Annotated in this window: 28 protein-coding genes; 18 read left to right on the top strand and 10 right to left on the bottom strand. The window is 47.7% G+C overall.

The window, feature by feature from the left end:
• Positions 1 to 258: 258 nt before the first annotated feature.
• Positions 259 to 1356: a GntR family transcriptional regulator gene (locus tag B5M13_RS09040; protein WP_080055370.1), complete on the top strand. Its 1098-nt coding sequence runs from the start codon at positions 259 to 261 to the stop codon at positions 1354 to 1356.
• A gap of 81 nt (positions 1357 to 1437) precedes the next feature.
• Here B5M13_RS09040 and B5M13_RS09035 read toward each other — a convergent pair whose 3' ends face one another.
• Positions 1438 to 2358, bottom strand: coding sequence for an alpha/beta fold hydrolase (locus B5M13_RS09035; protein WP_080055369.1), 921 nt, complete (start codon positions 2356 to 2358; stop codon positions 1438 to 1440).
• Positions 2359 to 2471: 113 nt separating this feature from the next.
• Between B5M13_RS09035 and B5M13_RS09030 the strand changes: the two genes are divergently transcribed.
• Positions 2472 to 2879 carry a nuclear transport factor 2 family protein gene (locus tag B5M13_RS09030; RefSeq protein ID WP_080055368.1) on the top strand — a complete coding sequence of 136 codons (408 nt, stop codon included), beginning with the start codon at positions 2472 to 2474 and terminating at the stop codon, positions 2877 to 2879.
• Positions 2880 to 3184: 305 nt separating this feature from the next.
• Here the strand turns inward: B5M13_RS09030 and B5M13_RS09025 are convergent, their stop codons facing one another.
• The 4 genes from B5M13_RS09025 to B5M13_RS09010 all read right to left on the bottom strand — a co-directional run bounded on the left by B5M13_RS09025 (position 3185) and on the right by B5M13_RS09010 (position 6999).
• Positions 3185 to 3973, bottom strand: coding sequence for an NIPSNAP family protein (locus B5M13_RS09025; protein WP_080055367.1), 789 nt, complete (start codon positions 3971 to 3973; stop codon positions 3185 to 3187).
• An 80-nt stretch (positions 3974 to 4053) separates the two neighbouring features.
• A complete protein-coding gene (locus tag B5M13_RS09020) occupies positions 4054 to 4374 on the bottom strand; it encodes a 2Fe-2S iron-sulfur cluster-binding protein (protein WP_080055366.1) in 321 nt (106 codons plus the stop codon).
• Between the two features lie 88 nt (positions 4375 to 4462).
• Positions 4463 to 5467, bottom strand: a complete 1005-nt coding sequence (locus B5M13_RS09015) for an NAD(P)/FAD-dependent oxidoreductase (protein WP_080055365.1) — start codon at positions 5465 to 5467, stop codon at positions 4463 to 4465.
• Positions 5468 to 5724: 257 nt separating this feature from the next.
• The gene (locus B5M13_RS09010; protein WP_080055364.1) at positions 5725 to 6999 is read right to left on the bottom strand and encodes a M20/M25/M40 family metallo-hydrolase; all 1275 of its coding nucleotides are present in this window, start codon (positions 6997 to 6999) and stop codon (positions 5725 to 5727) included.
• A gap of 340 nt (positions 7000 to 7339) precedes the next feature.
• Between B5M13_RS09010 and B5M13_RS09005 the strand changes: the two genes are divergently transcribed.
• From B5M13_RS09005 to B5M13_RS08955, 12 genes are all read left to right on the top strand, one after another.
• Entirely contained in the window at positions 7340 to 8881 is a 1542-nt protein-coding gene (locus B5M13_RS09005) for a S10 family peptidase (RefSeq protein ID WP_080055363.1), read from the top strand.
• A 264-nt stretch (positions 8882 to 9145) separates the two neighbouring features.
• A complete protein-coding gene (locus tag B5M13_RS09000; RefSeq protein ID WP_245859888.1) occupies positions 9146 to 9352 on the top strand; it encodes a hypothetical protein in 207 nt (68 codons plus the stop codon).
• A gap of 10 nt (positions 9353 to 9362) precedes the next feature.
• A complete protein-coding gene (locus B5M13_RS08995) occupies positions 9363 to 10505 on the top strand; it encodes an amidohydrolase (RefSeq protein WP_080055362.1) in 1143 nt (380 codons plus the stop codon).
• Between the two features lie 184 nt (positions 10506 to 10689).
• Positions 10690 to 10878 carry a hypothetical protein gene (locus tag B5M13_RS33385; RefSeq protein ID WP_155297216.1) on the top strand — a complete coding sequence of 63 codons (189 nt, stop codon included), beginning with the start codon at positions 10690 to 10692 and terminating at the stop codon, positions 10876 to 10878.
• An 11-nt stretch (positions 10879 to 10889) separates the two neighbouring features.
• Positions 10890 to 11444 (top strand): RNA polymerase sigma factor, encoded by a 555-nt coding sequence (locus tag B5M13_RS08990; protein WP_080055361.1) that lies wholly within the window; start codon positions 10890 to 10892, stop codon positions 11442 to 11444.
• Between the two features lie 109 nt (positions 11445 to 11553).
• A complete protein-coding gene (locus B5M13_RS08985; RefSeq protein ID WP_080055360.1) occupies positions 11554 to 12657 on the top strand; it encodes a serine hydrolase domain-containing protein in 1104 nt (367 codons plus the stop codon).
• Positions 12658 to 12857: 200 nt separating this feature from the next.
• Positions 12858 to 13052, top strand: coding sequence for a hypothetical protein (locus tag B5M13_RS08980; protein WP_080055359.1), 195 nt, complete (start codon positions 12858 to 12860; stop codon positions 13050 to 13052).
• A 45-nt stretch (positions 13053 to 13097) separates the two neighbouring features.
• Positions 13098 to 13727 (top strand): pyridoxamine 5'-phosphate oxidase family protein, encoded by a 630-nt coding sequence (locus B5M13_RS08975; RefSeq protein ID WP_080055358.1) that lies wholly within the window; start codon positions 13098 to 13100, stop codon positions 13725 to 13727.
• 61 nt (positions 13728 to 13788) lie between these two features.
• On the top strand, positions 13789 to 14697 hold the full coding sequence (locus B5M13_RS08970) for a helix-turn-helix domain-containing protein (protein WP_245859887.1): 909 nt from the start codon (positions 13789 to 13791) through the stop codon (positions 14695 to 14697).
• A 334-nt stretch (positions 14698 to 15031) separates the two neighbouring features.
• Entirely contained in the window at positions 15032 to 15919 is an 888-nt protein-coding gene (locus tag B5M13_RS08965) for an SDR family NAD(P)-dependent oxidoreductase (RefSeq protein ID WP_080055357.1), read from the top strand.
• Positions 15920 to 16007: 88 nt separating this feature from the next.
• The gene (locus B5M13_RS08960) at positions 16008 to 16793 is read left to right on the top strand and encodes a helix-turn-helix domain-containing protein (RefSeq protein ID WP_080055356.1); all 786 of its coding nucleotides are present in this window, start codon (positions 16008 to 16010) and stop codon (positions 16791 to 16793) included.
• Between the two features lie 170 nt (positions 16794 to 16963).
• The gene (locus tag B5M13_RS08955) at positions 16964 to 17950 is read left to right on the top strand and encodes a phosphotransferase (RefSeq protein WP_080055355.1); all 987 of its coding nucleotides are present in this window, start codon (positions 16964 to 16966) and stop codon (positions 17948 to 17950) included.
• 64 nt (positions 17951 to 18014) lie between these two features.
• Here the strand turns inward: B5M13_RS08955 and B5M13_RS08950 are convergent, their stop codons facing one another.
• From B5M13_RS08950 to B5M13_RS08935, 4 genes are all read right to left on the bottom strand, one after another.
• Positions 18015 to 18416, bottom strand: a complete 402-nt coding sequence (locus B5M13_RS08950) for a DUF1801 domain-containing protein (protein ID WP_080055354.1) — start codon at positions 18414 to 18416, stop codon at positions 18015 to 18017.
• Between the two features lie 64 nt (positions 18417 to 18480).
• The gene (locus B5M13_RS08945) at positions 18481 to 18870 is read right to left on the bottom strand and encodes a VOC family protein (protein WP_080055353.1); all 390 of its coding nucleotides are present in this window, start codon (positions 18868 to 18870) and stop codon (positions 18481 to 18483) included.
• An 84-nt stretch (positions 18871 to 18954) separates the two neighbouring features.
• Positions 18955 to 19488: a DUF4199 domain-containing protein gene (locus B5M13_RS08940; RefSeq protein WP_080055352.1), complete on the bottom strand. Its 534-nt coding sequence runs from the start codon at positions 19486 to 19488 to the stop codon at positions 18955 to 18957.
• A gap of 96 nt (positions 19489 to 19584) precedes the next feature.
• Positions 19585 to 20010, bottom strand: a complete 426-nt coding sequence (locus B5M13_RS08935; RefSeq protein WP_080055351.1) for a helix-turn-helix transcriptional regulator — start codon at positions 20008 to 20010, stop codon at positions 19585 to 19587.
• Between the two features lie 91 nt (positions 20011 to 20101).
• On the opposite strand from B5M13_RS08935, the gene B5M13_RS08930 reads away from it, so the two are divergent.
• The 4 genes from B5M13_RS08930 to B5M13_RS08915 all read left to right on the top strand — a co-directional run bounded on the left by B5M13_RS08930 (position 20102) and on the right by B5M13_RS08915 (position 24942).
• Positions 20102 to 22000, top strand: a complete 1899-nt coding sequence (locus tag B5M13_RS08930; RefSeq protein ID WP_245859885.1) for a CocE/NonD family hydrolase — start codon at positions 20102 to 20104, stop codon at positions 21998 to 22000.
• A 115-nt stretch (positions 22001 to 22115) separates the two neighbouring features.
• Entirely contained in the window at positions 22116 to 23177 is a 1062-nt protein-coding gene (locus B5M13_RS08925) for a purine nucleoside permease (protein WP_080055349.1), read from the top strand.
• Between the two features lie 59 nt (positions 23178 to 23236).
• Positions 23237 to 24013 (top strand): subclass B1 metallo-beta-lactamase, encoded by a 777-nt coding sequence (bla, locus tag B5M13_RS08920; RefSeq protein ID WP_245859883.1) that lies wholly within the window; start codon positions 23237 to 23239, stop codon positions 24011 to 24013.
• Complete coding sequence (locus tag B5M13_RS08915; RefSeq protein ID WP_080055348.1) at positions 24013 to 24942, top strand: nucleoside hydrolase; 930 nt, start codon at positions 24013 to 24015, stop codon at positions 24940 to 24942. Before bla ends, B5M13_RS08915 begins: the two co-directional genes overlap by 1 nt.
• A 92-nt stretch (positions 24943 to 25034) precedes the next feature.
• Here the strand turns inward: B5M13_RS08915 and B5M13_RS08910 are convergent, their stop codons facing one another.
• Entirely contained in the window at positions 25035 to 26018 is a 984-nt protein-coding gene (locus tag B5M13_RS08910) for a GlxA family transcriptional regulator (protein WP_080055347.1), read from the bottom strand.
• Between the last annotated feature and the right edge of the window lie 43 nt (positions 26019 to 26061).

The following is a 26061-nucleotide window of genomic DNA, read 5'->3' as shown; positions in this document are numbered from 1 at the left end:
AAATACAACTTCTGTGTTTTGCACCCCAGAACTAATTGATCCGTTATGAATGCATTCAAGGTAACAAAAACCGTTTTTTATAACAAAACTAGTTAGCTGTACCAGCTCGGTAACGTTCCCGACAACGTTTGCATAAAAAAAGTCAGATAATTCTTTCTTTATGTCTATTCTTTTTTGGAAGCTTATCCGTGCTATTTATGGCCAACTCCAGGCAGTCACTTGCCTAAACCACAGAATAATCCATAAACCTTACTTGTTATGGTAGCGAAGGAATCCCCCTCAGCCCAGGCCAGACGGCAGGCATACGACAGCTTTGTCGATATGTATCATAATCAATCGGCACCTGTTTATAAACTTCAGTTCAACCCGAAAGACAAGACGCCAAAGTACAAGCAGATTGTGCAGTCAGTCATTACCGACATCGAACGGGGCGTCCTAAAAAACAACGAACAGTTGCCTTCCATCAGCGAGTTAAGTGTAGAATACTATCTGGCCCGCGATACAGTTGAAAAAGCGTACCGCGAACTTCGGGAACAAGGCTACATCACATCGGTGCAGGGGAAAGGGTATTACGTGCAGTCGCAGGCGACACCCAAACTGAAGATTCTACTCATTTTTAATAAGCTCAGTTCCTACAAGAAGATTATTTATTACGCCTTCCTGAAAGCACTGGGCGACAAAGCGACGGTCGATCTACAGATTCACCATTACAGTGCCTATCATTTCAGGGAGATTATTGAGAAGAACCTGGGCAAGTACAACTACTACGTGGTGATGCCCCATTTCACGCAGGACTTGGACAAAGCAAACTACATGGAAACGCTGGAGTCTATTCCGGCGAATGAGTTGATTTTACTCGATAAGGATGTCCAGGAGCTGATCGAACCCCGGCTGAGTGTTTACCAGAATTTCGACAAAGACATCTGCGAATCGCTCGAAAACGCTCTGGATTTGCTTTCAAAGTACCACCGCATGGTTTTGATTCTACCCAGTGATGGCAACTATCCCACCGAAATTGCGCATGGTTTTCGCTCGTTCTGCGTCAATTATGGCAAAGAGTTCGGTATTAAAGAGAATGCCATGCAGGAGAATCTCCAGGCGGGTACGGCGTATGTGGTGATCGAAGAAACAGATTTATCGGAACTAGTAATAAAAGTGCGCCAGTCCCCCTACGAACTGGGTCACGAGATTGGCATTATTTCGTTTAACGAAACGACGCTTAAGGAGCTGCTGAATATTACGGTCATCACCACCGACTTCGAAGCGATGGGCTATACGGCCGCTTCGCTCCTGCTCGATAACAAGCGCATCAAGGTAAAAAATCCATTCTACATGATCCGGCGCGGGTCGCTTTGATAAAATGATTGAATGATAGAGTGATTGAATGATTGAATAGCTGACGCTGACTCTTATTCAATCATTCAATCACTCTATCATTCAATCATTAGTACCTACCAGAAAGTTGCCTAGCACAGTATTGTATTCATTGGCTGCGTTCAGGTACGGGAAATGACCTTTCTGATGAAAGGTATGCACCTGGGCGGTTGTGTAATACTGCTTCAACTGAGTTCGAAGCTGGGGCAAAATAAGTGGATCGTTATCCGATTCCAGAATCAGTAAAGGAACCTTCGTTTGTTTCCCATCGATGGGCTGAAATTTGTCAACAACACACTGGTAGCGGGCCAGGAACTGTGCTTTCGACATCCGGCCGTATGTATTTTCGAGCAGTTGTGCCTTCGCCAGTGGATTATTTTCGGAAGCCGGGATAACCTGGTTTACCAGATTACCACGCAGCGCATTCATAACTGCCCATTCGGGCAACCAGTTGGCTACGGCTACCTTGGTATGGTTGGCCTCTTCATAGATGTCATTTTTCGGGAATGTATTGCCTAACACAGCTTTTTCGATCCGTTGCGGATAGGTAGCGAGCAAATACTGCGTCAGATACCCTCCCAACGAGCTACCCACCACAATCACCGAGTCGATTTTCTCTTTGTCGAGAATCGCTATAACGCCTTTCCCTAAATCCGACAGATTATCGACGGGGGGATATGTCAGGCTCACAACCCGATAATCATGGCTAAAGGCGTTCATCTGCTGCCACCAGAAATCGTAGCCGCCCGTCATGCCATGCAAAAAGAGAATGGTTTTAGGACCGTTTCCTAGTACCAGATACGTCCAGTCGTAGCCTTGTGTGTGAATTGTTTTGGTGGGTAGTTTTCGGAAGGCGGTCAGGCCATTGATGGGCTGTTTATCTCCGCCATCATACAGTTCGACAGCCTCTTTTTTCGGAACCGGAATCAGGTAGACAATGACAATCAGTACGATGGGAAGCAACCAGCGTAAACGTTTTTTCATGAGATTTTAGGTTATGCGTAAAAATAATCACCCTACCTGAATATCCATGCATCGCTTTTTTGGCTTTCCAGATTACTCATTCCTGATTAATTTTGGGCCTATCAACAACCATTATGGCAACAACCGATACCGATATTCTAACATTGGCAAAACAACATCTGGAAGATATTGCCAAGGGCAAGGCCGGTCTGGAACTGGCAGGATATTACGCTGAAACTATTCAACAAATTGAGTACCCTAACCAACTGAATGTAAATGGGGGCGTGAGCGATTACGGAACGTTGATCGAACGTTCAGAAAAAGGAAAACACATTGTGGTTAGCCAGTCGTATGATGTTCAGAAAGAATATGTCAGTAGCAACACGGTTATTCTGGAGGTAATTTGGAAAGGAGTGTTTTCAATTCCAATTGGACAGACTCCTCCAGGTCGTGAGATCAAAGCCCACTTCGCACTGTTCATGGAATTTGAAGGAGGCAAAATAGTCAGGCAACGGAATTACGACTGTTTTGATGCGTTTTAAATAGCTGCTCACATCGGGCCGCACCTAGCTTCTCTGCTAATTTCAGAGGCATAAATTGACTATGAAGTTGTTAAAGCTTATGGACTATAATCGACCAGTCGATGCCTACAAAATGCTGGTCGATTATAGTCCATTTATAATTCTGCCGTGCCATAGGAACGTAACCTATTCTAGCATTGCCTGCTTACGGCACGGCCGTGGAATCTGGAACGAGTTTTTTACTCACACTCCCCTTTACGGAGCCCCAATAACCATAGCTCGCGTTAATAAACAATTCGAGTAAGGTATGATTTTAACGGTAGCTTTCAAATCTCCGAATAGGCCGTTGGGTGGAGCAGGTAAATATCAGCCCGAAGAAAGTTGTGGGCGTATTCGGGTTTTGCATTTAGGGCTTTCCAGCCAGGATCAGCACTGAAGGCTTTCCAATGCGCATCCCGCTCGGTTTTGCTCTCAAACGACGTCATGTACATCAGACTGGGTAATTTACTACCGGCCTTCACCTGTCCGCAAAATACTGTGTTGAATCCCAACCGCTTGAAAATATCGAGTTCGCCGTTGTTGAACTGCGCAATTTTCGCTTCGTGTAGTTTCTCCGTGGCCGCTTCGTATCGGCGCAATTCGTAAATACGCTCCGACGGACTAGCCGTTAATGTCGGAGCAATCAGGCTCGGCATACCCGCAAACGCCTGCATTAAAACTGATTCAAAATTTTTGTAGACGGGGTTATTGTATTCAGCATTGATATAATCCTGAGCGTCGGTTGCGTACTGCTTATCTTTAGCGAGCGTTTCCGAAAGCCCTATAAATTGATCGACCGACTTAAACGGAATAAGCACGTAAATCAGCGAATCGGCTTCGGTAATGGGCTTAAATACCCCTACTTTGCCAATACCCGCCCGATGTAAGGCGGGTAAATAAGCCTGCTTGAGGTAACTCTCCAGCCTGTCTTTCTGCGGACTATCTTTCAGGTGGTAGATTTTCAGTTGATAAAACTCGCGTTTGGGCGCAAAACCAAACGTCGATCTGGTCTGAACGATGAGTGCAACCAGTAGCCCCGTGAAAAAAATGGCTCTGACGTAACGATAACTAAGCATACAACAAATGAAAAAAATAGGTTTATGCCTTGTAAAGCAGGAAGCCCGTCAAAACTCATGTAATAAGCTTCATTTATAAGCTACTGGTCCTCGCCCCGGATCGCGAAAATGGCCCCTTCCAGCGATTCATTGACCCGAATCTGACAGGCCAGCCGGCTATCCGAATCGGCATTGGGTAACGTATCGAGCATGTCTAGTTCGGTATCCTGTGCAGGAGGTAGGGCCTCAAGCCCTTCGAGCACCTGCACATGGCAGGTAGCACACAAGGCCATACCCCCACAGGTCGCCAGAATGTTATAGTCCGAAGCCTTCAGTACTTCCATCAAACTCAGGTTGATTCCTTCCGGTATTTCCAATGCCTGCCGCGTTCCATCGCGGTCTTCGATTGTGAATGTGATCATGTTATTTAGTAGTCATTCGGTGGTCATTATTAGTCGTTCATTGTCTACCAAAACAATGAACGACTAATAATGACCACCGAATGACCATTTAAAAAGTAGGTACGCCGTTTACGGTGGTGTATTTGAAACTTAGCTTTTGGTTCGGATATACGTAGTGAAATGCACTCTGACACATCAAGGCAGCCTCGTGAAAACCACACAGAATCAGTTTGAGCTTACCCGGATAGGTATTGATATCACCAATGGCGTAGATGCGTTCAACATTGGTCGAGTAATCAACCGTATTGACGCTGATAGCCGATTTGTCGATGTGCAATCCCCAGTCGGCAATAGGGCCGAGTTTGGGGGTTAGGCCGAATAGCGGAATCAGGTGATCAGCAGCCAGTATCTGTACCGACTTGTCTTTGGCCGTAACACTCACCTCTTTCAAATGCCCATTGCCGTGTATGCTCGTAATATTCGATTGTAACAGGAGTTTAATACGTCCCTGACGAGCCAGTTCAACGACTTTTTCAGCTGAATCGGGCGCTCCCCGAAACGAATCGCTCCGATGAATAAGCGTAACTTCCTGCGCAATGTCGGCCAGAAAGATGGTCCAGTCGAGAGCGGAGTCTCCCCCACCAGCCAGGACTACCCGACGGTCGCGAAATAGCTCCGGGTTTTTCACCATGTAGGCAACGCCTTTACCCTCAAATTGCTCCAGGTTGGTGATTTCGGGTTTGCGTGGCTCAAAACAACCCAGTCCACCGGCAATTACTACGACCTGGCATTGAACGGCCGTTCCTTCGTTGGTAGTAATCACATACGAGCCATCGTCCTGCTTCTCCAGAGCTTCTACTCGTTCCCCCAGCGTGAAGCCCGGTTTGAAGGGCGCAATCTGATCCATCAGGTTATCGACCAGCGTTTGCGCCTTTACTTCCGGGTAGCCCGGAATATCGTAGATCGGCTTTTGTGGATAGATTTCAGAAAGCTGTCCACCCACCTGTGGCAGGGCATCGATCAGGTGGCAGCGCATTTTTAGTAATCCTGCCTCAAAAACGGCAAACAGGCCCACCGGCCCGGCCCCAATGATGCAAATATCTGTCGTTATCATCGTGTTATGAACAAAGTACAGTCTTGCTTGCGTAACGCGGGTGGGAACCCGCCATTTTTAATCAATATCGCGGGTTCCCACCCGAGTTACACAAACAGGACATCAAGACAAAGGTAGCGGCCTCGTCCCGGTCCTTTGCATGATAAATAGTGATGGCGATAACGAAACAGAATGGTAAGCAAGCCCCAAGTTTATGAGGCTAGAGAATAGCTTCCTAGTATTCCTGTGGGGTCCGATTCTTCAATGTGTACATCTTATTAGCGGGTCATCCGGTAGATCATCACGGCGGCTCGCTGAATCAGCAATGGAAACTCCTTGCTATTCATGGTCTCTTCGATGCTGTGAGCGCCCTTACCCGATGCCCCCAGCCCATCCAGACAAGGCATGTATTGAGCCACAAAGGAAATATCCCCTGCGCCACGGGCACCGGGATCGAAGGCTTCAACTGGGCCAATGCCCATATCGCGACTGATTTTATCGACCTGTTTCCGCAATTCGTCATTGGCAGCGGTCGGCTCCATACCCGGAATACCATCGGCAAAGGAGATTGTTGCTTTGGTCAGGGGTAAGCTTTTATCTACGATTTCACGCATTTTAGCCCGCGCCTTTTCCTTCTGCGCTTCGGTCAGAAATCGTAAATCCCCTTTGACCAGTGCTGTTCCAGCCACGATGTTCGTTTTACCATCGACAACCGCTTTGGCTGTTTTTTCGTCGTATTTCACCTCGGCTCCACCCACAATCAGACCGGGATTGAACGTCAAGTATGGCTCCTGCCCCAGTGTCCGTCGAAACTCCGTCAGAATACGAGCGGCCTCGTAAATAGCTCCGTAACCCAGATCGCTGAAAATTCGCGACGAATGGCCTGACCGCGCTTTTACGTTTAATGTCCAGCCACTGGCACCACGACGTCCGGTAGTTACATAGTGTAGCCCTTGGGCACTTTCGAACCCGAGGGCTACATCACATTGGCGAGCACGTTCGATAAAATCCCGCCGACTTTCGGGACCACCTGAGCTTTCTTCATCACCCGTGAAATAGATGGTAATGGACGTGTCATCCAGCAATTTCTGTTCATGCAGGGCTTTCAAAGCGGCAATCACCACCACATCGCCCCCTTTCATATCGTTGACACCCTGCCCGGCTATCGTCGAATCGTTGACACGCGTGTAAGGCTCCATCGGCAGGCTCTTTTCAAAAACCGTATCCAGGTGCCCGATCAGGAAAAGCTTTTTGCCTTTTTTCCCCTGCCGGGTAGCCACCAAATGTCCCGCCCGATTCAGCGAGTCGGGTAAGGTAACCCATTCGGTTTTAAAACCCAGCTTATCGAATTCGTCGGACATCAGCTTACCGACCTGCCGAACCCCTTCTTTATTCAGCGTGCCACTGTTGATGTTGACCACTTTTTCCAGAAATGCTTCGGTTGCAGGCATATTCTTTTTTACAGAGGCAATGATGCTTTGCTCGGGTTTAGAGAGCGACTGGGCCGAAGCACCAAAACTGGCCAGTACGCAGCACAGGAAGAGTTTTTTCATGGTAGTTTGATTGGGTAATGGGGTAAATTACAGAAAAATAGAGAGTATGGGCCACCTCAATCCATTAAATCCAACTTTTACTCTATTCTTTTCCAGAATATCAAAATTTTCTATTGTTTCTTAGGAAACCTATTGTATCGTTAGGTTTCTCAAAACCTAACTTGTCAGATTGAAGAATCTGACAGCACAGCTGCTCCCTGTTTACATTTCACCTTAAGCAGTCGCTCTCGAATAAACGCCTAAGCACCTATTTTAGGGGCATTCTAACTATATTCGGTCAAAAAATAGGATTTAGTCTTACGACAGCGTATCCACTTCACTTATTACCAATTCCGTACTCATGAAACACGTCTTCCTGCCGTTGCTCATTGGCTTTGCCAGCCTGATACATACCCATGCCCAAAAGCCGACAACGGCTGAAACGCCAAAGCCCAAAGACGACAAACCAGCGTCCCGTACCCTGAACATCGACTCACAGGTGGTGACCAACGGACAAGTAACCATCAAAGGGCAACGTGTACCATACAAAGCCACCGCAGGCACTATTCCCGTTTGGGACGAAGAAGGCAAACCTGTTGCCGGGGTATTTTTTACGTATTTCGAACGCTCCGATGTAACCGACCGGGCCAGCCGCCCCCTGGTCATTTCGTTCAACGGAGGCCCCGGTACGGCCTCGGTCTGGATGATGATCGGGTATACAGGTCCCCGCATTTTGAAGGTAGACGATGAAGGCTATCCCGTTCAGCCATACGGTATCAAAGACAACCCTCATTCGATACTGGACGTGGCCGACATTGTGTACGTCGATCCAGTAAACACGGGCTTTTCTCGACCCGTCAATAAAGATGTTCCGGCGGCTAAGCTATTCTTTGGCGTTAATGCCGACATCAAATACCTGGCCGACTGGATCAATACCTTCGTGAGTCGGTATAATCGCTGGGCTTCGCCTAAGTACCTGATTGGCGAAAGCTACGGCACTACGCGCGTGTCGGGGTTAGCGCTGGAGTTGCAGAACGCCCACTGGATGTATCTGAACGGTGTGATTCTGGTTTCGCCCACGAGCCTGGGTATCGAGCGGGATGGACCGGCTCAGGGTGTTTTGAAACTACCCTATTTTACCGCTACAGCCTGGTATCATAAAGCCTTACCCGCCGATTTGCAGAAAAAAGATTTAACAGATCTGCTGCCCGAAGTCGAAACGTTTACCATTCAGGAATACCTGCCTGCACTTGCTCTGGGCGGTTCCATCAGCGACCAGAAACGTAAAGACATTGCCGCTAAAGTGGCCCGTTATTCAGGGTTATCAGAAACGGCTGTATTACAACAGAATCTGGACGTACCAACGAACTTCTTCTGGAAAGAATTACTACGGGGCCAGGGCCAAACCGTCGGGCGACTGGATTCGCGCTACCTGGGTCTCGATAGCAAGGATGCGGGGGTTAGTCCTGAGTACAATTCCGAACTGACGTCCTGGCTGCACTCGTTCACACCCGCCATCAATATGTTCATGCGCGACGAGCTGAACTATAAAACAGACCTGAAATACTACATGTTTGGCCCTACCTTTCCGTGGGACAATACCAACAACCACACGGGCGAAAATCTGCGTCAGGCCATGAACCAGAATCCATATTTGCATCTGCTGGTACAGTCGGGCTATTATGACGGAGCCTGTGATTATTTCAATGCCAAATACAGCATGTGGCAGATTGATGCCAGCGGCAAGTTGAAAGACCGTATGGATTGGGAAGGCTACCGGAGCGGACACATGATGTACCTCCGCAAAGAAGACCTGGCAACCAGCAACGAGAATCTGCGAAAATTCATCCAGAAAAGCATCCCGAAAAACAGTGCTCCCGCCAAGTATTCAGGAAGCCGGTAATGGATGGTTTACATACGGAGGTTCGAAGAGCACAGGTTTGAAATATAGTAGTCCAGCAAACTATTTTGTCATCCCGAGGAACGACCGGGCCGCCGGAGCGGGGATCTTCGGAGATTACCTTTTACCCCGTCTCCGAAGATCCCCGCTCCGGCGGCCCGGTCGTTCCTCGGGATGACAAAAACGCTCTAGCAGCCTACGCTACATTATTCCTGCTTGAATAGCTAACTTTCTGTCTATGTGCATTTTATTCTTCAACATACATTCATGATGGCGAAACTGAAGAAAGTAATTGTCAGTATCCTTATGACCATTGTCTGGCTAGTTATGTTTGGTATGGTTATACCGATGAAAAGTACGAAAGGACAGGTAACAACCGTAATTATTTGCCTGCTCATTAATACCGTACTGGGTGTGTATTACAGTCTGATCGATCATCGACCCGCCAGCTTTCGGGAGTGGCTTAAGCACTAATCTCTCAGCTATGCCTTCACCTAATACGGATCGGTTCTCCCAATTTCGACGCGAATTGCACCAGTTCCCGGAAGTTTCTGGTCAGGAAGTGCAGACACAACAGCGCATTAAAACGTTTGTGAGTCAGTTTCAACCAAATGCCCTGCACAATGTAGGTGGTACAGGATTACTGCTACAATATGGTACGAATGGATCTGGTCCGGTTACCCTCATTCGGGCCGATACAGATGCATTGCCCATTCAGGAAGTCAATACCTTCGCCCATCGATCGCAGATTGCGGGCGTTTCGCACAAATGCGGGCACGATGGGCACACGGCTATTCTGGCAAGAGTAGCGGCTTTATTGGATGAAAAGCTCGTTACCAGCGGAACAGTCTACTTACTTTTTCAGCCGGCCGAGGAAACCGGGCAGGGCGCTCAGGCTGTAATTAACGATCCCCTTTTTGCAACCATCCAACCCGACCAGGTCTTTGCCCTCCATAATCTGCCGGGCTATGAACAAGGCGTTATTGTCTGCAAATCGGGGCCGTTTACGGCATCGGTGCTGAGTATGATTGTGACGTTTACCGGGAAGGTTTCTCACTCGGCCGAACCCGAAAAAGGCATCAATCCAGCGTATGTAATGGCCGAATTCATGCTTAAAGCCAGAACGTTGCAAAACCCAGATCCCGGTTCCGATGAGTTTACGCTTATCACACCAGTTCATACGACAATGGGCGAAAAATCATACGGGATTTCAGCCGGGTATGGCGAAGTTCATCTGACCCTTCGGACACGTACGGCTCATAAAATGGATTGGCTGAGGAACCAGTTAGAATCGGTATTGCTAGCCCTTACAACTGAAAGCGGTATAGCCACGCAAACGACTTACACCGAAGCGTTCTTTGCCAATGAAAACAACCCAGAAGCGTTTAAACAGATCAAACAAAGTGCCCAAAGGCTAGGCTATCCCTTCCTCGAAAAACAGGAACCGTTCAAATGGGGTGAAGATTTTGGGTTGTTCACACAACGCTACAAAGGAGCCATGTTTGGCATCGGAGCGGGTATAAATTCTCCTGCCCTCCATAACGACGATTATGATTTCAACGACGAACTGATTGAACCAGCCGCGCAGCTATTTTTTGATCTGATCAGGACCAGACACAGGCAATAAAAAAAGTGGCTAGCGACGGGTGATTTATGCACAGTCGTGGTATTAACCTACGTACATTAAACCAATTACGTATGAAATCCCGACTCAAGTATGTCCTGATTGGCGCTGCCACACTAATGACCTTATGTTGTATCTATCTACTCTTCGGACGGGGCTAATCATCGGCCATACAACTACTACTCCCATGAACATCTGGAATATTCAGGAATATGAAGGCGACGGAATAAGTTGCCCCATCACTCCCATTCGATTGCCGTGGTACAAAAAAATGGGACTTGTCTTTTTTCGGTTCGGCGTTTGCCCAATTTGTGTAACCAGCAGCATTGGCTATAGCCTTTACCGAATCATTCGACGCTTTTCAAAGCGCCGTTAAACGGATTGCCTATGCAAACGGACCTATCGGAACATCAATTAATCGAACAGCTTCGGGCAGGCGACAATCGAAGCGTTGATCTACTCTACCGACGATTTTATCCGTCGGTAGCGTATTTTGTTTTGCGGAACAATGGCGATAAAGACCAGGCCAGCGACCTGTTTCAGGAGACATTAGTAATCCTGCTCACCTCCCTTCGCGACCCCTCTTTTGAGCTTACCTCATCGCTCAAAACGTATGTTTTTGCTATCAGTCGAAACCTGTGGCTGAAACAACTCAGGAACTCGGCCCGATGGACAAGTCTGGAAGCAGTTGACGAAGAACGCGTTGCAACGGCTCTCGCAGATAGCGAATCATCCCTCGGTGTTTATCCGACCGTTATGAGCATTATGATTAAACTGACTCTACGGTGTATGAAACTCTTATCGTCCATTTTTTTCGATCAGAAAGGCATGACCCAGATTATGAAAGACGATGGATATACCAGTCTGCACTCGGCCCAAAATCAGAAGTATAAATGCCTTCAGCAGGCCCGAAAAATTGGAAAATCCTTACCTAACGAATAATGAATCGTGGAAAATACCGCGGTTTTGACAAAGAGATTTCATTAGGCATTTTCCATGATTCATTATCCATTAACTTTATCCGGTCACGCTTATAACTTCCTCATATTCTATGGACTATGCATCGTCGCGCAAAAGCCGCTTTGGCGGATTACTCGCTTTACTTTTCCTGATACAAACCAGTTGGGCACAAACAGCCAGTTCAGTTCCAGCCGATAGTGTCGATGCCATTGTTCAGAGTCACATGCGAAACAAACACATTCCGGGCGTTTCGATTGCCGTGGTTAGGCAGGGAGCGGTCGTCCTGAGCAAAGGGTATGGACTGGCCAATGTCGAACTGAACGTATCGGCTACTCCGCAAAGCGTATATGCCATTGCGTCGGTCAGTAAACAGTTTATCGCATCGGGCATTCTGATTTTAGCGCAGGAAGGAAAACTCTCGCTCGATGATGACATCCATACCTACTACCCACAGGCTCCACAGACCTGGCAAGGTATCACGTTGCGTCATCTACTGTCGCATACGTCGGGCATCGTTCGGGAAGCGCCCGCTTTTGACCCCAGTAAAATTCAGCCCGATTCGGTAGTCGTTCAATCGGCTTTCCCGTTGCCACTCCAGTTTCCAATTGGCACCAAATGGCAGTACTGCAATGTGGGCTATTTTGCGCTGGCCGATATTATTCGCAAAGTGTCGGGACAACCCTGGTCAACATTTCTGAAAGATCGGATCTTCAAACCGGCTGGTATGACGGCTACCCGCACGACAACCCTGAGCGAAGTAGTGCCGAATCGAGTAGATGGCTATGAATGGGAAAAAGATCATCTGCAACGCGCTATTCCTTACCGTGCCTTACGTCCGAGCGGGGCTTTTCTTTCGACCGTACTGGATTTAGCCAAATGGGAAGCCGCGCTGGGCACAACGAAAATCCTGACCGAGACCAGCCAGAAAGAAATGCAGAAACCCTTCATATTGAAGGATGGGACGCCTTACCCATATGGCCTGGGCTGGCGAGTCGATACGCTGATGGGTACATCCTGGATTCATCATGGAGGTTCATTGCCCGGTTTCCGAACGGAGTATGCCCGGTTCCCACAGGCCGGGCTGGCGGTCATCGTGCTAACCAATAGCGAGCAGGCGCTCCCCGAACAGATTGCCAAAGAAATTGCCACTCTTTACCTGCGTTCCACTTCTGGAAAACTGGTGACGGGCAAATGATAGAACCGCTCGGGCGGTTCTATAAACATGGATTCGCTTTTAGCAGAAAAAGTGTCCATGACAATGCGTTGTTTCTCCATTCTCTTCGGCCATCCAATAGCCTACTTTTGCCCTATCAATCGCAACAGCAGGGCTCAAACCAGCGGACGTGATTGGTAAGACAAACGAATTTGATCGGGAATCAACCCTCCTATAAAGCCATGAACCCATTTAACGATTTTTTCAATGATGGTCGCCCGTTTGCTATCGATGCCTGTGGCGACACTATGTGGGACGACGTGCTAAATCAATCCGAGACGACAGATGAGCATCGTTCTATAGTAGATTCCTCCAAAACGGAAACAACCAGGATCAACGATGCACCGTTGGGCGAAAATGATCGTCCATCTCGCTAAGTATCAACCACTAGTTCATTAAGCCTTTACACCGAGCAAAATACCATGGCGAAGAACTATGCGTCGCTTGCCTTTACCGACAGCGTGCGAAAACTCCAGGAGAAATATGGTAGTCGGGATGCCTACGCCCGCTTCGAAAAGGCGGTGTATATCGATGGTCTTGGCCGACCAGAAATAAGCTTTATAAGCCAGCGGGACAGTTTTTACCTCGCCACCATCGGCGAAAACGGCTATCCGTACATTCAGCATCGGGGTGGGCCTGCCGGATTCCTTCATGTGCTTGACTCGCACACGCTGGGACTGGTCGATTTTAAAGGCAATAAGCAGTACATCTCCGTCGGGAATATTCTGACTCATCCGCAGGTGTCACTTTTTTTAATGGACTATCCCAGACAGACACGGTTAAAAATCTACGCAGAAGCCTCTGTTGTGGAGCTGGCCGACCGACCCGATTTGTTTGCGAAACTGGACCCTGCCCAGTATAAACACACGCCCGAGCGGATGCTGCTGTTTCGGGTCAGCGCCTTCGACTGGAACTGTCCGCAACACATAACGCCCCGGTATACTGAAGCAGACATGCAGGATGTTTTTGCTTCGCAATCAGCGCATATTGCCAAACTGGAGCAGGAAATTAATACATTACGAAACGCCTTGAAAAACCAAACCACTCCGTAAGAATCGGGGCAGCTATCGCCTGAGCGTGAACGATCTATAAAGCCGTTTTTGTTGCCCTCGCATGCATACGTATGATCGCTACACGATGGTCAACCCTCAGAACGGGAATCTGGCTTTTAGTATTTATCCGTTCGACGATTCCTCGCTTTTTTCCTCCATTCAACGCTTCAACTACTTTAGCCTGATTCTGTGGAGAGGTCAAACCGTGGACCTGACGGCCGATTTTACCCAGTATCCAATCGCGGGCAATGTATTACTGGCCTTTTCGCCCTTTCAGCCCTTTCAGCTTCGAACGAATGTGCCCGTGAGTGGTTGGGTCATTCATTTTCACCCGGAGTTCTTCTGTATTTTCAGGCACCATCCTGAGATTTCGGCAAACGGTTTTCTATTCAACAACAGCTACCACCCTCCGTTTGTGCGGTTGACAACGGAGGAAATGACCTATTTTGAACTCCTGACGCAACACATGGCGAATGAGATTCAGAAAGTCGAACTGGCTCAGCACGAACTGTTGATTTCATACCTGAAAATTATTCTTATTCAGGCTGTCAGATTAACTATAGTGCAATATCCAGACCGAGAGGAAACAGTAGTTATAGCCGAACAGAAAGAGCCTTTCGTCATTCAGAAGTTAAAAGATGCCATCGAGCAGTATTACCGCAGCAAACATACGCCCAGCGACTATGCCGATCTATTGAACATAAGCCCTAAAGCCCTGGCTAAAATCACCCGGCATTACTTCAGCAAAACCCTTACCGATTTAATTAGTGACCGAATCGTTATTGAAGCCAAGCGGGAATTATACCTGACCCCTAAATCAATTAAGGAAATTGCGCATGAACTGGGCTTTGAGGATGAATTTTATTTCAGTCGCTTCTTTAAGCGCCATGCAACGGTTTCACCACAAGTGTACCGGGATACCGTTGGCTTTGACCGGGCAGCTAGTTTACCCGATCTCGAATCCCATTAACGGCTGGATAAGTAGTTCTCTTAAAATACATTAAATTATTTTTTGTCATTCCGAGGAACAACCGGGCTGCCGGAGCGGGAAGCTTCGGGTGAGGGCAGGTTCTAAGGCTTTTTTTGTCATTCCGACGCAGGAGGAATCTCAAGCTCTCCTTACTATCAAATCAGGAAAGCTTAAGATTCCTCGTTCCTCGGAATGACAAAAAAATACCAGAAGACTTAATTTACACTGTACTTAGGTTCTTTCATGAGCGTTTCAACAAACCAACTTTGAGCGTTCCAACAAACTTACCCGGGCAAATAGACCCGAATTTTGCCTTCGTTAACAAACAAAGACAATGGCAAAAATTTGGTTTATCACCGGAAGTTCACGCGGGCTCGGACGGAGCCTGACCGAAGCTGTACTGGCTCATGGCGACTATGTAGCCGCTACGGCTCGCCAACCTGTACAATTGGCGAACCTACGTGAAAAATACCCCGATCTACTCTATCCAATTCAACTGGATGTAACGGATAAGCAGCAAATTATCTCGGCAGTAGAAGCTACTATCGCCCATTTCGGACGCATCGATGTGCTCGTTAATAATGCCGGATTTGGTATAACAGGCGCTGCCGAAGCCTTTACCGACGAACAGGTTCGCAGTCAGTTGGACACTAATCTATACGCGCCCATCGAACTAACGCGGGTCGTACTGCCTTATATGCGCAAACAAGGTTCCGGGCATATTTTACAGATCAGTTCCATTGGCGGGCGAGTGGGCAATCCGGGTCTGACGATGTATCAGGCGGCTAAATTTGGGTTAAGCGGTTTTACTGAAGCTTTATCCAAAGAAGTAGCATCGCTGGGTATTCGGGTAACATCGGTCGAACCGGGCGGCTTCCGCACCGATTGGGCGAGTGCATCCATGAGTTACGCCCCCGAAGTTGAAGGGTATGATTCGACTGTTGGCTGGGTAGTCAATCACCTGAAAGGCGATACCTTTGTCCCGGTAGGCGACCCGGCAAAGGCGGCACAGGTTATGCTCGATTTAGTGGATCATCCTGAGCCTCCTACCCATCTGGTATTAGGCAGCGAAGCCATTGGCTTGCTGAAACAGGCCGATGCTGCCCGAGAGGCTGAACTGGAAAAATGGTTACCCGTCAGCCTCTCCACCGACCATGACGATTCGGTAAACTTTTTAGAAACCGAAGCCGGAAAACGATTTGCCGCTATGCAGACAAATTGAATTGTTGACTGATTGAATGACTGAATTATTCGGTGGCTAAATAATTCAGTCATTCAATCAGTCAACAATTCAATCATTCAACCATTCTATGAAGCTCACGCCTATTGCGTACTCGTGTTATTACACCCGAAGCCGGGAGGGAGAACAGTTCGTGCCCGAACACGTTTTCAGCTACCAGATTGCGGGAACACTCGTGACAAACGATGGTAGGAACGAGTACATCTTCCGGGAAGGCGATTTCCGGCTTAGCAAACGCAATCACCTTGTCAAATTCACCAAGTATCCCCATGAACATGGAGAGTTTAGGTCGTTGTCCGTTTACCTTACACAGGAAATGCTTCGTGCTGTCAGCCGGGAATATGGTTTCCCGGCAGAGCCCCATCAGCCAGGAAGCGCCATTCTGGAACTGAAGCCCGACCCGCTTTACAAAAGCTATATGGACTCCCTCCTGCCCTATCAACACCTCGTCCAGCCGGGTAATAAACATCTGTTGGCCTTGAAGCTGAAAGAAGCCATTCTGCTGTTGCTGAATGTAAACCCGGAGGTAAAGCCTATTCTCTTTGACTTTTCAGAACCCGGCAAGATTGATCTGGAAGCGTTTATGAATACCAACTTTCATTTCAATGTGGAACTGAAGCGGTTCGCTTACCTGACCGGGCGGAGTCTGGCAACCTTCAAACGGGATTTCGAGAAAATATTTCACAGTTCGCCTAGCCGCTGGCTGCTTCATCGTCGCTTACAGGAAGCGTATTACCTCATCAAAGAAAAGGGCAAAGCTCCGTCTGATGTTTATCTGGATTTGGGTTTTGAAGACCTGTCGCACTTTTCGTTTGCCTTCAAAAAAGCTTATGGTGTTGCTCCGTCGAAAATCTGATTATAAGCTGCAACTGGGCAAGATTGCATCATCCAATCAACTGAAATCTACTAGGTTAACGCGGCAATTTCTGACTTAGTATGCCGTTAAAAATATAGTTTCAGAGGTATTGCGACGTACAAAAACGGACATAGATTTGGTAGTTCTCTTTCTACTAAATCCGTTTTTTTATGATTCCTGCTGCTAAAATACTTGCTGTCCGTCGGGCACTCCAATCGGCATTTGGCGTTACCGAATTTGAGTCTATTCGTCAATTAACGGCTGGTCTTTCTACGGCGCTCGTCTTTCAACTTATTGTGAAGGGCAACCCGTATCTACTTCGGATTATTACTCGTACTGATGCTTTGAGTGACCCAACTGACGAATATGCCTGTATGCAATCGGGTGCCAATGCCGGTATAGCTCCTCATGTTTGGTACACCAGCATAACGGACAAAATCGCGCTTACGGATTTTATTGAGGCAAAGCCTTTTCCACCCGCTAAAGCAATTCAATTGATTCCTGAACTGCTTAGTCAGTTGCATACCCTACCCGCCTTCCCATACCGAATGAATTATCTGGATAAAATGGAAACATTCATTCAGAAGTTTCAGGAAGCCGAATTCTTTCCTGAATCCATAACCCGCGACCTGTTCAATGCCTATTTACAAATCCGAAACGTGTACTCCTATACGCAGACGGATTTGGTAGCCTGCCATAACGACCTCAAACCGGAAAATATGCTGTTTGATGGTAACAAGTTGTGGCTGATCGACTGGGAAGCTGCCTTTTTGAATGATCGCTTTATCGATCTGTCTGTACCGGCAAATTTTGTCGTTCGGTCTGACGCAGAGGAAAAAAGTTACCTCAAAAGTTACTTTGGCCAGGAAGCAACCGACTATCAACTAGCCTGTTTTTTTCTGATGCGCCAGGCGATGCATTTATTCTATTTTGTCTCCTTCACGCTTTTTAGTAAAGCCTCGGACAAACCTTCTCCCTTTACTAAACCACAATTCAGTTTCCATAGATTTCACGATCTTATCTGGACGGGAGCGATCAGCTTAGCTAGTTCCGACACCAGGCTACAGTATGCCCTAATTCACTGGGATCAGCTCCAACAAAATCTTCAACTCAACCGATTTGCCGATTCATTGGCCATTGTTGGTAATCACCAATAGTAGTCCATATGGCCACATCTTCGCCTTTATAATCCAGTAGGCAACGAGAATCCGGGACCCTAAACTACAAGCTTCGTTTAACCGAGCGGGTCACCATTTCTTTCAACACATCTGCATCAACATCGCGCAGGTTTTTGATGTACACACATCCTTTACCAATTTTGTGTTTGCCCAGCTTTTGTAATAATTCGTCTTTCCCTTCGAATGTACCCAGATATAACGTTAGCGCGTTGGCTCGGGGTGAAAAGCCAACGAGTGGGGCATCACCTTCGCGGCCGCTATCGTATTTGTAGTGATAGGCGCCGAAGCCAACAATACTCGGTCCCCACATTTTGGGTTCAAATCCGGTTTGGGTCTGCATTAGCTCAACGAGTCTGAAACTATCGATTCGCTTCGTTTCATCAGCTACGGCCTCTATAAAATCGGTAACGCTTTGGGTAGTTTCAATCGTTTTATTGATCGCCATAGTTCAGTAATATTGTCGGTTTGCAAGCTACACTATTCCAGATCAAATCGAAAAATTAACGTGCTTACAATGAGCGATTACCCATATCTTCCCAAAGTTCGATGCTATTCCCTTCGGGGTCGAGGATATGGACGAACTTCCCGTAGTCATACACGGCTATGTCATCCAGTATGGTTACGCCATTGTGTTTTAGCTCCTCCACCAGTTCTTCGATATTTTCAACCCGGTAATTGATCATAAAATCCTTTTTGGAGGGCTCAAAGTAGGTCGTGTTTTTGTCAAAAGCGCCCCAAACAGTTGTGCCTTCTTTGGTGGGATCGTCGGTATCGCGCCATTTGAACGTAGTGCCATACGCATCCATAGGTAATCCCAGGTGTTGGGCATACCAGTCTTTCATTTTTTGCGGGTCATCGCATTTAAAGAAGATGCCTCCTATTCCCGTCACTTTTTTCATACATCAAATTTAAAAAGTAAAATTCCTTACTAGCTGATTACTCGTTGTGTCTTTAAAAGCCAATAAATTATTTATTCCGTCTATTTATTCCGTCGGCAAAAACGCCTTCCTTTTCAAAAGCGAGGCACTCAGGAGCGTGATAAGCAGGCCAACTGGAAAAATCTCCAGAAAGGTCATGCCAAAACGGATGAGTGGGTTTTTATACGACTCGGCCATTCGCTGAAAATCAGCCATTATTCTGGCTATATCCTGCTCAGAAGCTCCGTTATTCTTTAGGTCTGTTTGCTTGTATTGAGCAGCCACTTCCATAAAATCCGTAAAGATGGTGTTGTAGCAGATTTCCCAGGCGATGCAATACAACAGGGAAGCTATCAGGGCGATCAGTATACCTACTTTAAAGGCTGTTCCGAATAAAATGACTCCCCCCAGGTAATTATCACGGTACGATTTGATCCCGAAGAAAATCAGCGATAAGGCAATGACCATAGTGGCATAGCCTAACCACATGCTATTATCGAAGGTGATTGTCCCATTCCGCCAGAGCGGATACGTAAGCATAAACATGCTGCCTACAAGGGTACCGGCAATCAGGCCGTAGGTCAATACGATTTTTTTCATGATTGTTTTTTACGTCAAAACAAGCCCAACGCCTGGAAATCAGCCTCACCCGAACGTATGATTTGTCGATCCGTGTGTTAAAATCACCCGAATGAGCTAGGGAATCAGCCGGAGTTCTTTCGCTTTCTGAATGGCCTGAGTCCGACGTTTCGTATCCAGTTTGAGAAATACGTTCGATATGTGCGTCTTGACCGTATTGAGGGAAACAAAGAGTGTATCGGCAATCTCCTGATTCGAAAAGCCACGCGCCATTAACTCCAGCACTTCATATTCCCGTTTGCTAATGCCCGTTTTTGTTAGTAAGGCCGGATCGAACTGAAACGCCGACTGAGTAACCAATACGGTTTTGGTGCGTGTCATCTTTTGTCCAGCCCATATGCCCAGTACAGTGAACAGTATAGCCACAATACCCAGATAAATCTCGAGCGACAGCGTCTGAACCAGAAAACGATACTCCAGCATTTTCAGCAGAACAATCAAACCAGCCAGGGCAAGACTGTAGAGCAGAATAGTCCGTTTCATACGACAAGATCAGGCTGTTTTTTGCGTACCGCACAGCCTACCTGATGCAATTTAACGCTAATTTGTGGCGAAAATGAATTTCGTCAACACAGTGAAACTACACCTTGCTTATCTGCTGCTGATTCCGGCCCTTGCCGTTGCCCAATCGAATCCACCAGCCCCCCAAACGTCGACCCGACCCTATCCTTATTCGCCCACCCAGGATTCGGCCTATGTGCGCGAGAACTACACCAAATCGGAGTTTATGGTCCCTATGCGCGATGGTACCAAACTGTTCACGCAGGTCTATGCGCCTAAAGACCAGTCGGTAAAACATCCGATCATCATGCAGCGGACTCCCTATAGTTGCCAGCCCTATGGCACCGATAAATTCCGTCGCCGGGTAGGGCCGAATCCGTTTATGCTGCGCGACAACTATATTGTTGTGTACCAGGACGTTCGGGGGCGCTGGGCGTCGGAAGGCACGTTTGTCGAAATGACACCCCATGTGGCAGTAAAGAAATCGAAGGAAGACCACGATGAATCAACGGACACGTACGATACGATTGACTGGCTGCTCAAAAATCTCCCAAATCATAACGGAAATGTGGGCCAATGGGGCATCAGCTATCCGGGCTTCTTTACCTCGGCGGGTTCAGTATCGGGTCATCCGGCGCTGAAAGCCTCGTCTCCGCAAGCGCCTATGGCCGACCTCTGGCGCGATGATGCATTTCATAACGGTGCCTTTCAGATTGCGGCCAACTTTAGCTTCTACCCTTATTTTCAGGAGCATAAGCAACCGACCAAACAAAATCCGCCCCTCTTATTTGAGATCAATGACCCGGATGGCTACCATTTTTACCTGAACATGGGACCAACGGCCAATTCGGAAAGTAAGTACTTCAAAGGTCGGAATAAGTATTATTACGAGAATTTCCAGCATCCCGATTACGACGAACATTGGAAAAAGCGGAATATTCTGCCGCATCTGAAAGGCATCAAACATGCCGTTATGGTGGTTGGTGGCTGGTACGACGAACAGGATTTGTATGGCACATTCAATACCTACAAAGCCATTGAAAAGCAGAATCCGGGTATTCAGAACATTTTCGTCGTTGGTCCGTGGGTACATGGAGGCTGGTCGGGACCGTCGGGTCAAACGCTCAATGATCTGGATTTTGGCTCGGCCACGTCGCCCTATTACCAGCAGAACATCGAAGCGAAATTCTTCAAACATTACCTTTTCAATGAAACAACTCCACTGGGATTGCCTGAAGCGACCGTATTTGAAACCGGCACCAATCGCTGGCGAACCTTCGACACCTATCCACCGAAAGAGGCTCAACAAAAGCAGGTGTATTTTCAGGCTGGAGGTAGGCTGGGCTTTTCACCTTCATCAACTGGAGCAACTTTTTCTGAATTTCTGTCAGATCCAGGGCATCCGGTGCCGTTTGCCAGCAAAATCAACGATGGGTTTTCAGCCGATTACATGGTCGATGATCAACGTTTTGCGTCGTCACGACCTGACGTATTGACTTTTCAGACCGAACCGCTTACCGAAGATCTGACCCTGGCAGGGCCTATTCTGGCGCAACTGACCGTTTCGACCACAGGAACTGATGCCGACTGGATGGTAAAAGTGATTGATGTGTACCCACCCGATGCGCCCCAACAGAATCCGCAGAAGAAAGACGTGGTGTATGGCGATTATCAGCAGCTCGTTCGAAGTGAAATTATGCGGGGTAAATACCGAAACAACATCAGCAAACCCGAGCCTTTTGTTCCCAACAAACCGTCTCTGGTAACTATCGAGTTACAGGATGTGCTCCATACATTCAAAAAAGGGCATCGGCTGATGGTACAGGTTCAAAGCAGTTGTTTCCCCCTGGCCGACCGTAACCCGCAGAAATTTGTGGACATCTTTACGGCTAAAGAATCCGACTATCAGAAAGCTACCCACCGGATTTATCATGAAAATAGCTACCTAAAAATCGGTGTCCTGAATCCCTGAAAAAGAAATATCCTAGTCTTTGTCCTTTCGACCGAAGGGAGAAATCTCAAGTCGGCTTTATAACAAATTGAGATTTCTCCCTTCGGTCGAAAGGAAAACCAGTAATTGTTTGCCCATGAAATACCTTCTTTTGTCTTTATGGTTAATCGGTAGTATATCGACCCTTGCTCAGTCAACGAATCGTATCCCGGTTCGGGTGGTGGTCGTTACCATGTTCGAAATCGGTGCAGACACCGGCGACCGACCTGGCGAATTTCAATACTGGGTTGAGCGGCTTCCACTTTCGCAAACGATTCCGTTTCCACAAGGTTATCGCGATCTACGCTATAATCCCGACAAACAGGTGCTGGGTATTTGCACAGGCATGGGCACGGCCCGTTCAGCAGCCTCTGTCATGGCATTGGGTATGGACCCTCGATTCGATCTCTCAAAAGCATACTGGCTGGTAGCAGGCATCTCGGGTATTGACCCAAACGATGGATCAGCAGGATCGGCTGTCTGGGCTGAATGGCTGGTCGATGGCGATCTGGCGCATGAGATCGACCCCCGCGAAATCCCCAGCGACTGGTCGACGGGCTACCTGCCTCTGCGCCGGGCCAAGCCCTACGAAGAACCCGTACAGGAAAATGATTTTCAGGTAGCTTATCATCTGAATCCAGACCTGGCGAAATGGGCTTATGGGCTCACCAAAGCGGTCAAACTCGATGACAGTGAAACCCTTCAGAAAATGCGGTCAGCTTACCGCGATTTTCCCGAAGCGCAGAAGCCGCCACGAGTGATGATGGGTGACCATATAGCGGCCATGACCTTCTGGCACGGCAAATACCTCAACGATTGGGCGAACCAATGGGTCAGTTACTGGACAGGCGGCAAAGGCAATTTTGTCACCTCAGCGATGGAAGATACAGGCACTGGCCAGTCGTTGCAATGGCTGACCAAAGCAGGAAAAGCCGACATCAGCCGATATATGGTCCTCCGAACAGCCAGTAATTATACCATGCAGCCTTCGGGCGTAACAGCCGCTCAGAACCTGACCAATGGAGGCAAAGCCGTCGGCGAACGCTATACGGCCTACATTCCCGCTCTGGAAGCCGCTTACCGAACGGGAATCGTTGTTGTCGATAAACTAATCAGCAACTGGAGTAGGTATCAACGCACAATTCCATCCGAAAAATAAATAGAACGCAGATTGTTAGGACAATAATGATGTACACGGATTATAACAATCTGCGTTCTATGCATGAAACAACCCCAGCCCGTTTTCCAATGCCTGTTCTTTTTCTGCTTTTAGTAGCCCTACTCCCCTGTTCTTCCCTCGCACAATCGGTACAGAAGCCTAAACTGAAGGTTGTACCCCTTAACGATAAGGTGTATGTCCATATCACCTACGGCCTTTATCAAAACGAACCCGTACCCTCCAATGGCCTGATCATTAACACGAAGGATGGGGTTGTACTTGTCGATACGGGTTGGGACACGGATTCGATCGCCGATAACACCCAGCAAATCCTTCAGTGGGTAAAGGATAACTTACACCAACCTGTCCGGCTGTGCATTGCTACACACGCACACGGTGATCGCGTGGGCGGTACGGGTGCCCTTCAGCGAGCGGGCGTGCGGGTTGTCAGTACGCCACTGACAGCCAAAAATTCGATTAAAGAAGGGTATCCATCGCCCGAAGGCATTTTACCATCCGACACTACTTTCACCATTGGTGGAGAACCGATTCGCTGCTACTTTCCGGGTGAAGGCCATACGAGCGACAACATTGTGGTTTATTTGCCCAATCAGCGGATTCTGCATGGCGGCTGTTTAGTAAAAAGTGTCGGTGCCTTTGGCATGGGCTATCTTGGTGATGCCAATCTGGCCGAGTGGGGCAACTCCATTCGGAATGTGAAGACAAAATTTGGCAAAGCCCGCATCGTTATCCCTGGACACGACGAATGGAGCGATACCAAAGCCCTGGAACATACACTAAATCTGCTCGCCAAGCACGTAGCCAATAAAAAGTAATGCCTACCCCTCTTTTGATGGACCACGACGGAGCCATCGATGATTTATTATCGCAGTTGCTGGTGCTGACCATGCCTGATATCGAGCTGATTGGCGTTACAGTAACCCCTGCCGACTGTTTTATTGAACCCGCCCTCGAATCGGCCTATAAGTTACTTCAGATTATGGGAAAAGAGTCGGTTCCCCTTGGCCGGGGCGACTACTATGGCATCAATGCGTTTCCGAACGAATGGCGGGCCCGGCCAGAGATTATAAATGCCCTGCCGATGCTGATCAACCTGCCTAAATCGCCCGATCCGTATGGCTACCTGAGTGCACCCGAGCTGATCATCGACAAACTGGCATCGGCCAGCAGCCCCGTATCCATTCTGATGACCGGACCTTGCTCGAATCTGGTTCTGGCGCTCGAAAAAGAACCGGCCTTAAAAGCAAAAATCGGCTCGATTTTCTGGATGGCGGGTGCGTTTCGGACTTCGGGTAATGTCCAGACGTTTCAGCACGACGGCAGTGCGGAATGGAATGTGTTCTGGGACCCCATCAGTTCGCAAAAACTGGTTTCCTATGAGTTGCCTCTTACCCTAATACCGCTTGATGTGACGAATCATGTACCCGTAACCAAGCAGTTTCTGTCCCGATTAGCGACGCAGATTGATTATAAACTTTCAAACCTGACTGGGCAATTGTGGGCGCTAACCCTGGATACGATTCCGAGCTATCATTACACGTATTTTATGTGGGATATTCTGGCAACGAGCTACCTGGCCATTCCTGACTATTTCACCACCGAAACCGTCAAAGCCAATGTAAGCACCCGTCCACCCAACGCTGGGCAAACCTACGTCGACGATAATGGATATACCTTGACGCTGGCTACAGAGGTAAAAACGGACAAATTTTACGAGTATATTCTGGAGCAATTTAAGCGGTAACCCCCTAAGCCATGAACGTTTTTTAGATTCGTCTTTCTAAAGTTCAATTACGGCATTTTTGTCATTCCGACAGCTTCATATCACTGTACTACTTAGTTTAAAGACAAGGCTTCTTTGTTGTATTTATTCCGGTAATCGAGGGGCGATAAACCCGTAATTTTTTTGAACGTTGTTCGAAACGATTTGGTATCGGTATAACCTACATCAAACATCACTTCCGCTACATTTTTTCGATTCGTTTCGAAGTGTTTTTTAGCGGCTTCAATTTTTACACGTTGTATATATTCAATTACGGTATTGCAGGTCGCTTTTTTGAATCGACGTTCCAAACTTCTGCGGCTAACGGATACTAAATCAGCTAGTTGATCGATTGTTATCTTTTCCTGAAAATTTGTCTCAATATATTCCTGCGCTTTTTTTACAGATTCGTCTTCGTGGGCTTTCTGTCCCTGAAAAATGGTGAAAGGCGATTGACTATCTCGCTCTATCTCAATCGCAAACACTTTTGCCGACAGAACGGCCACCTCACGCCCTACATATTTCTCGATTAGGTAAAGAATCAGGTTCAGGTACGAAAATGCACCACCGCTTGAGTAAATGCCCTGCTCGTCGGTAATAATACGCTCCGTGACCAGATTTACGTCGGGAAATAACTGTCTGAATTCGTTGGTAGCCAGCCAGTGGGTTGCACATTGCCGACCCTTTAATAAGCCCGTAGAGGCCAGTAAAAAAGCCCCTAAACAAAGGCTGGCAACTTCGGCACCACGCTGGTATTGTTTGATAATCCAGGGTATAAAATCACGATTTGTTTCAATGGCTTTTTGTATATCTCCATCCAGCGCCGGAATAATAATTAAATCTGTTTTTTTTACCTCATCAATCAGCCGATCCGCATGGGCGGTGAACGAGCCACCACTCAATTTAATTTCGTGCGACAATCCAACTAATTGGACCTGAAACAACGGCTTAGCCCCTTTCGCTTTGGCAAATTGATTAACCTGTGTAAGCAGCTGACGCGACCCTTCAAGACTACCTAAAATAGCCCCCTGTGGAACGAGTATGGAGATGTGTTTCATGAGTCAAAAATAGGCAAATTTATTGGCGTAATCAACCCTTTTT

The organism is Spirosoma aerolatum (genome assembly GCF_002056795.1).
GTDB lineage: Bacteria > Bacteroidota > Bacteroidia > Cytophagales > Spirosomataceae > Spirosoma > Spirosoma aerolatum.
The sequence above is the reverse complement of the archived record's forward strand: the minus strand, read 5'-3'. Positions and strand labels throughout refer to the sequence as shown.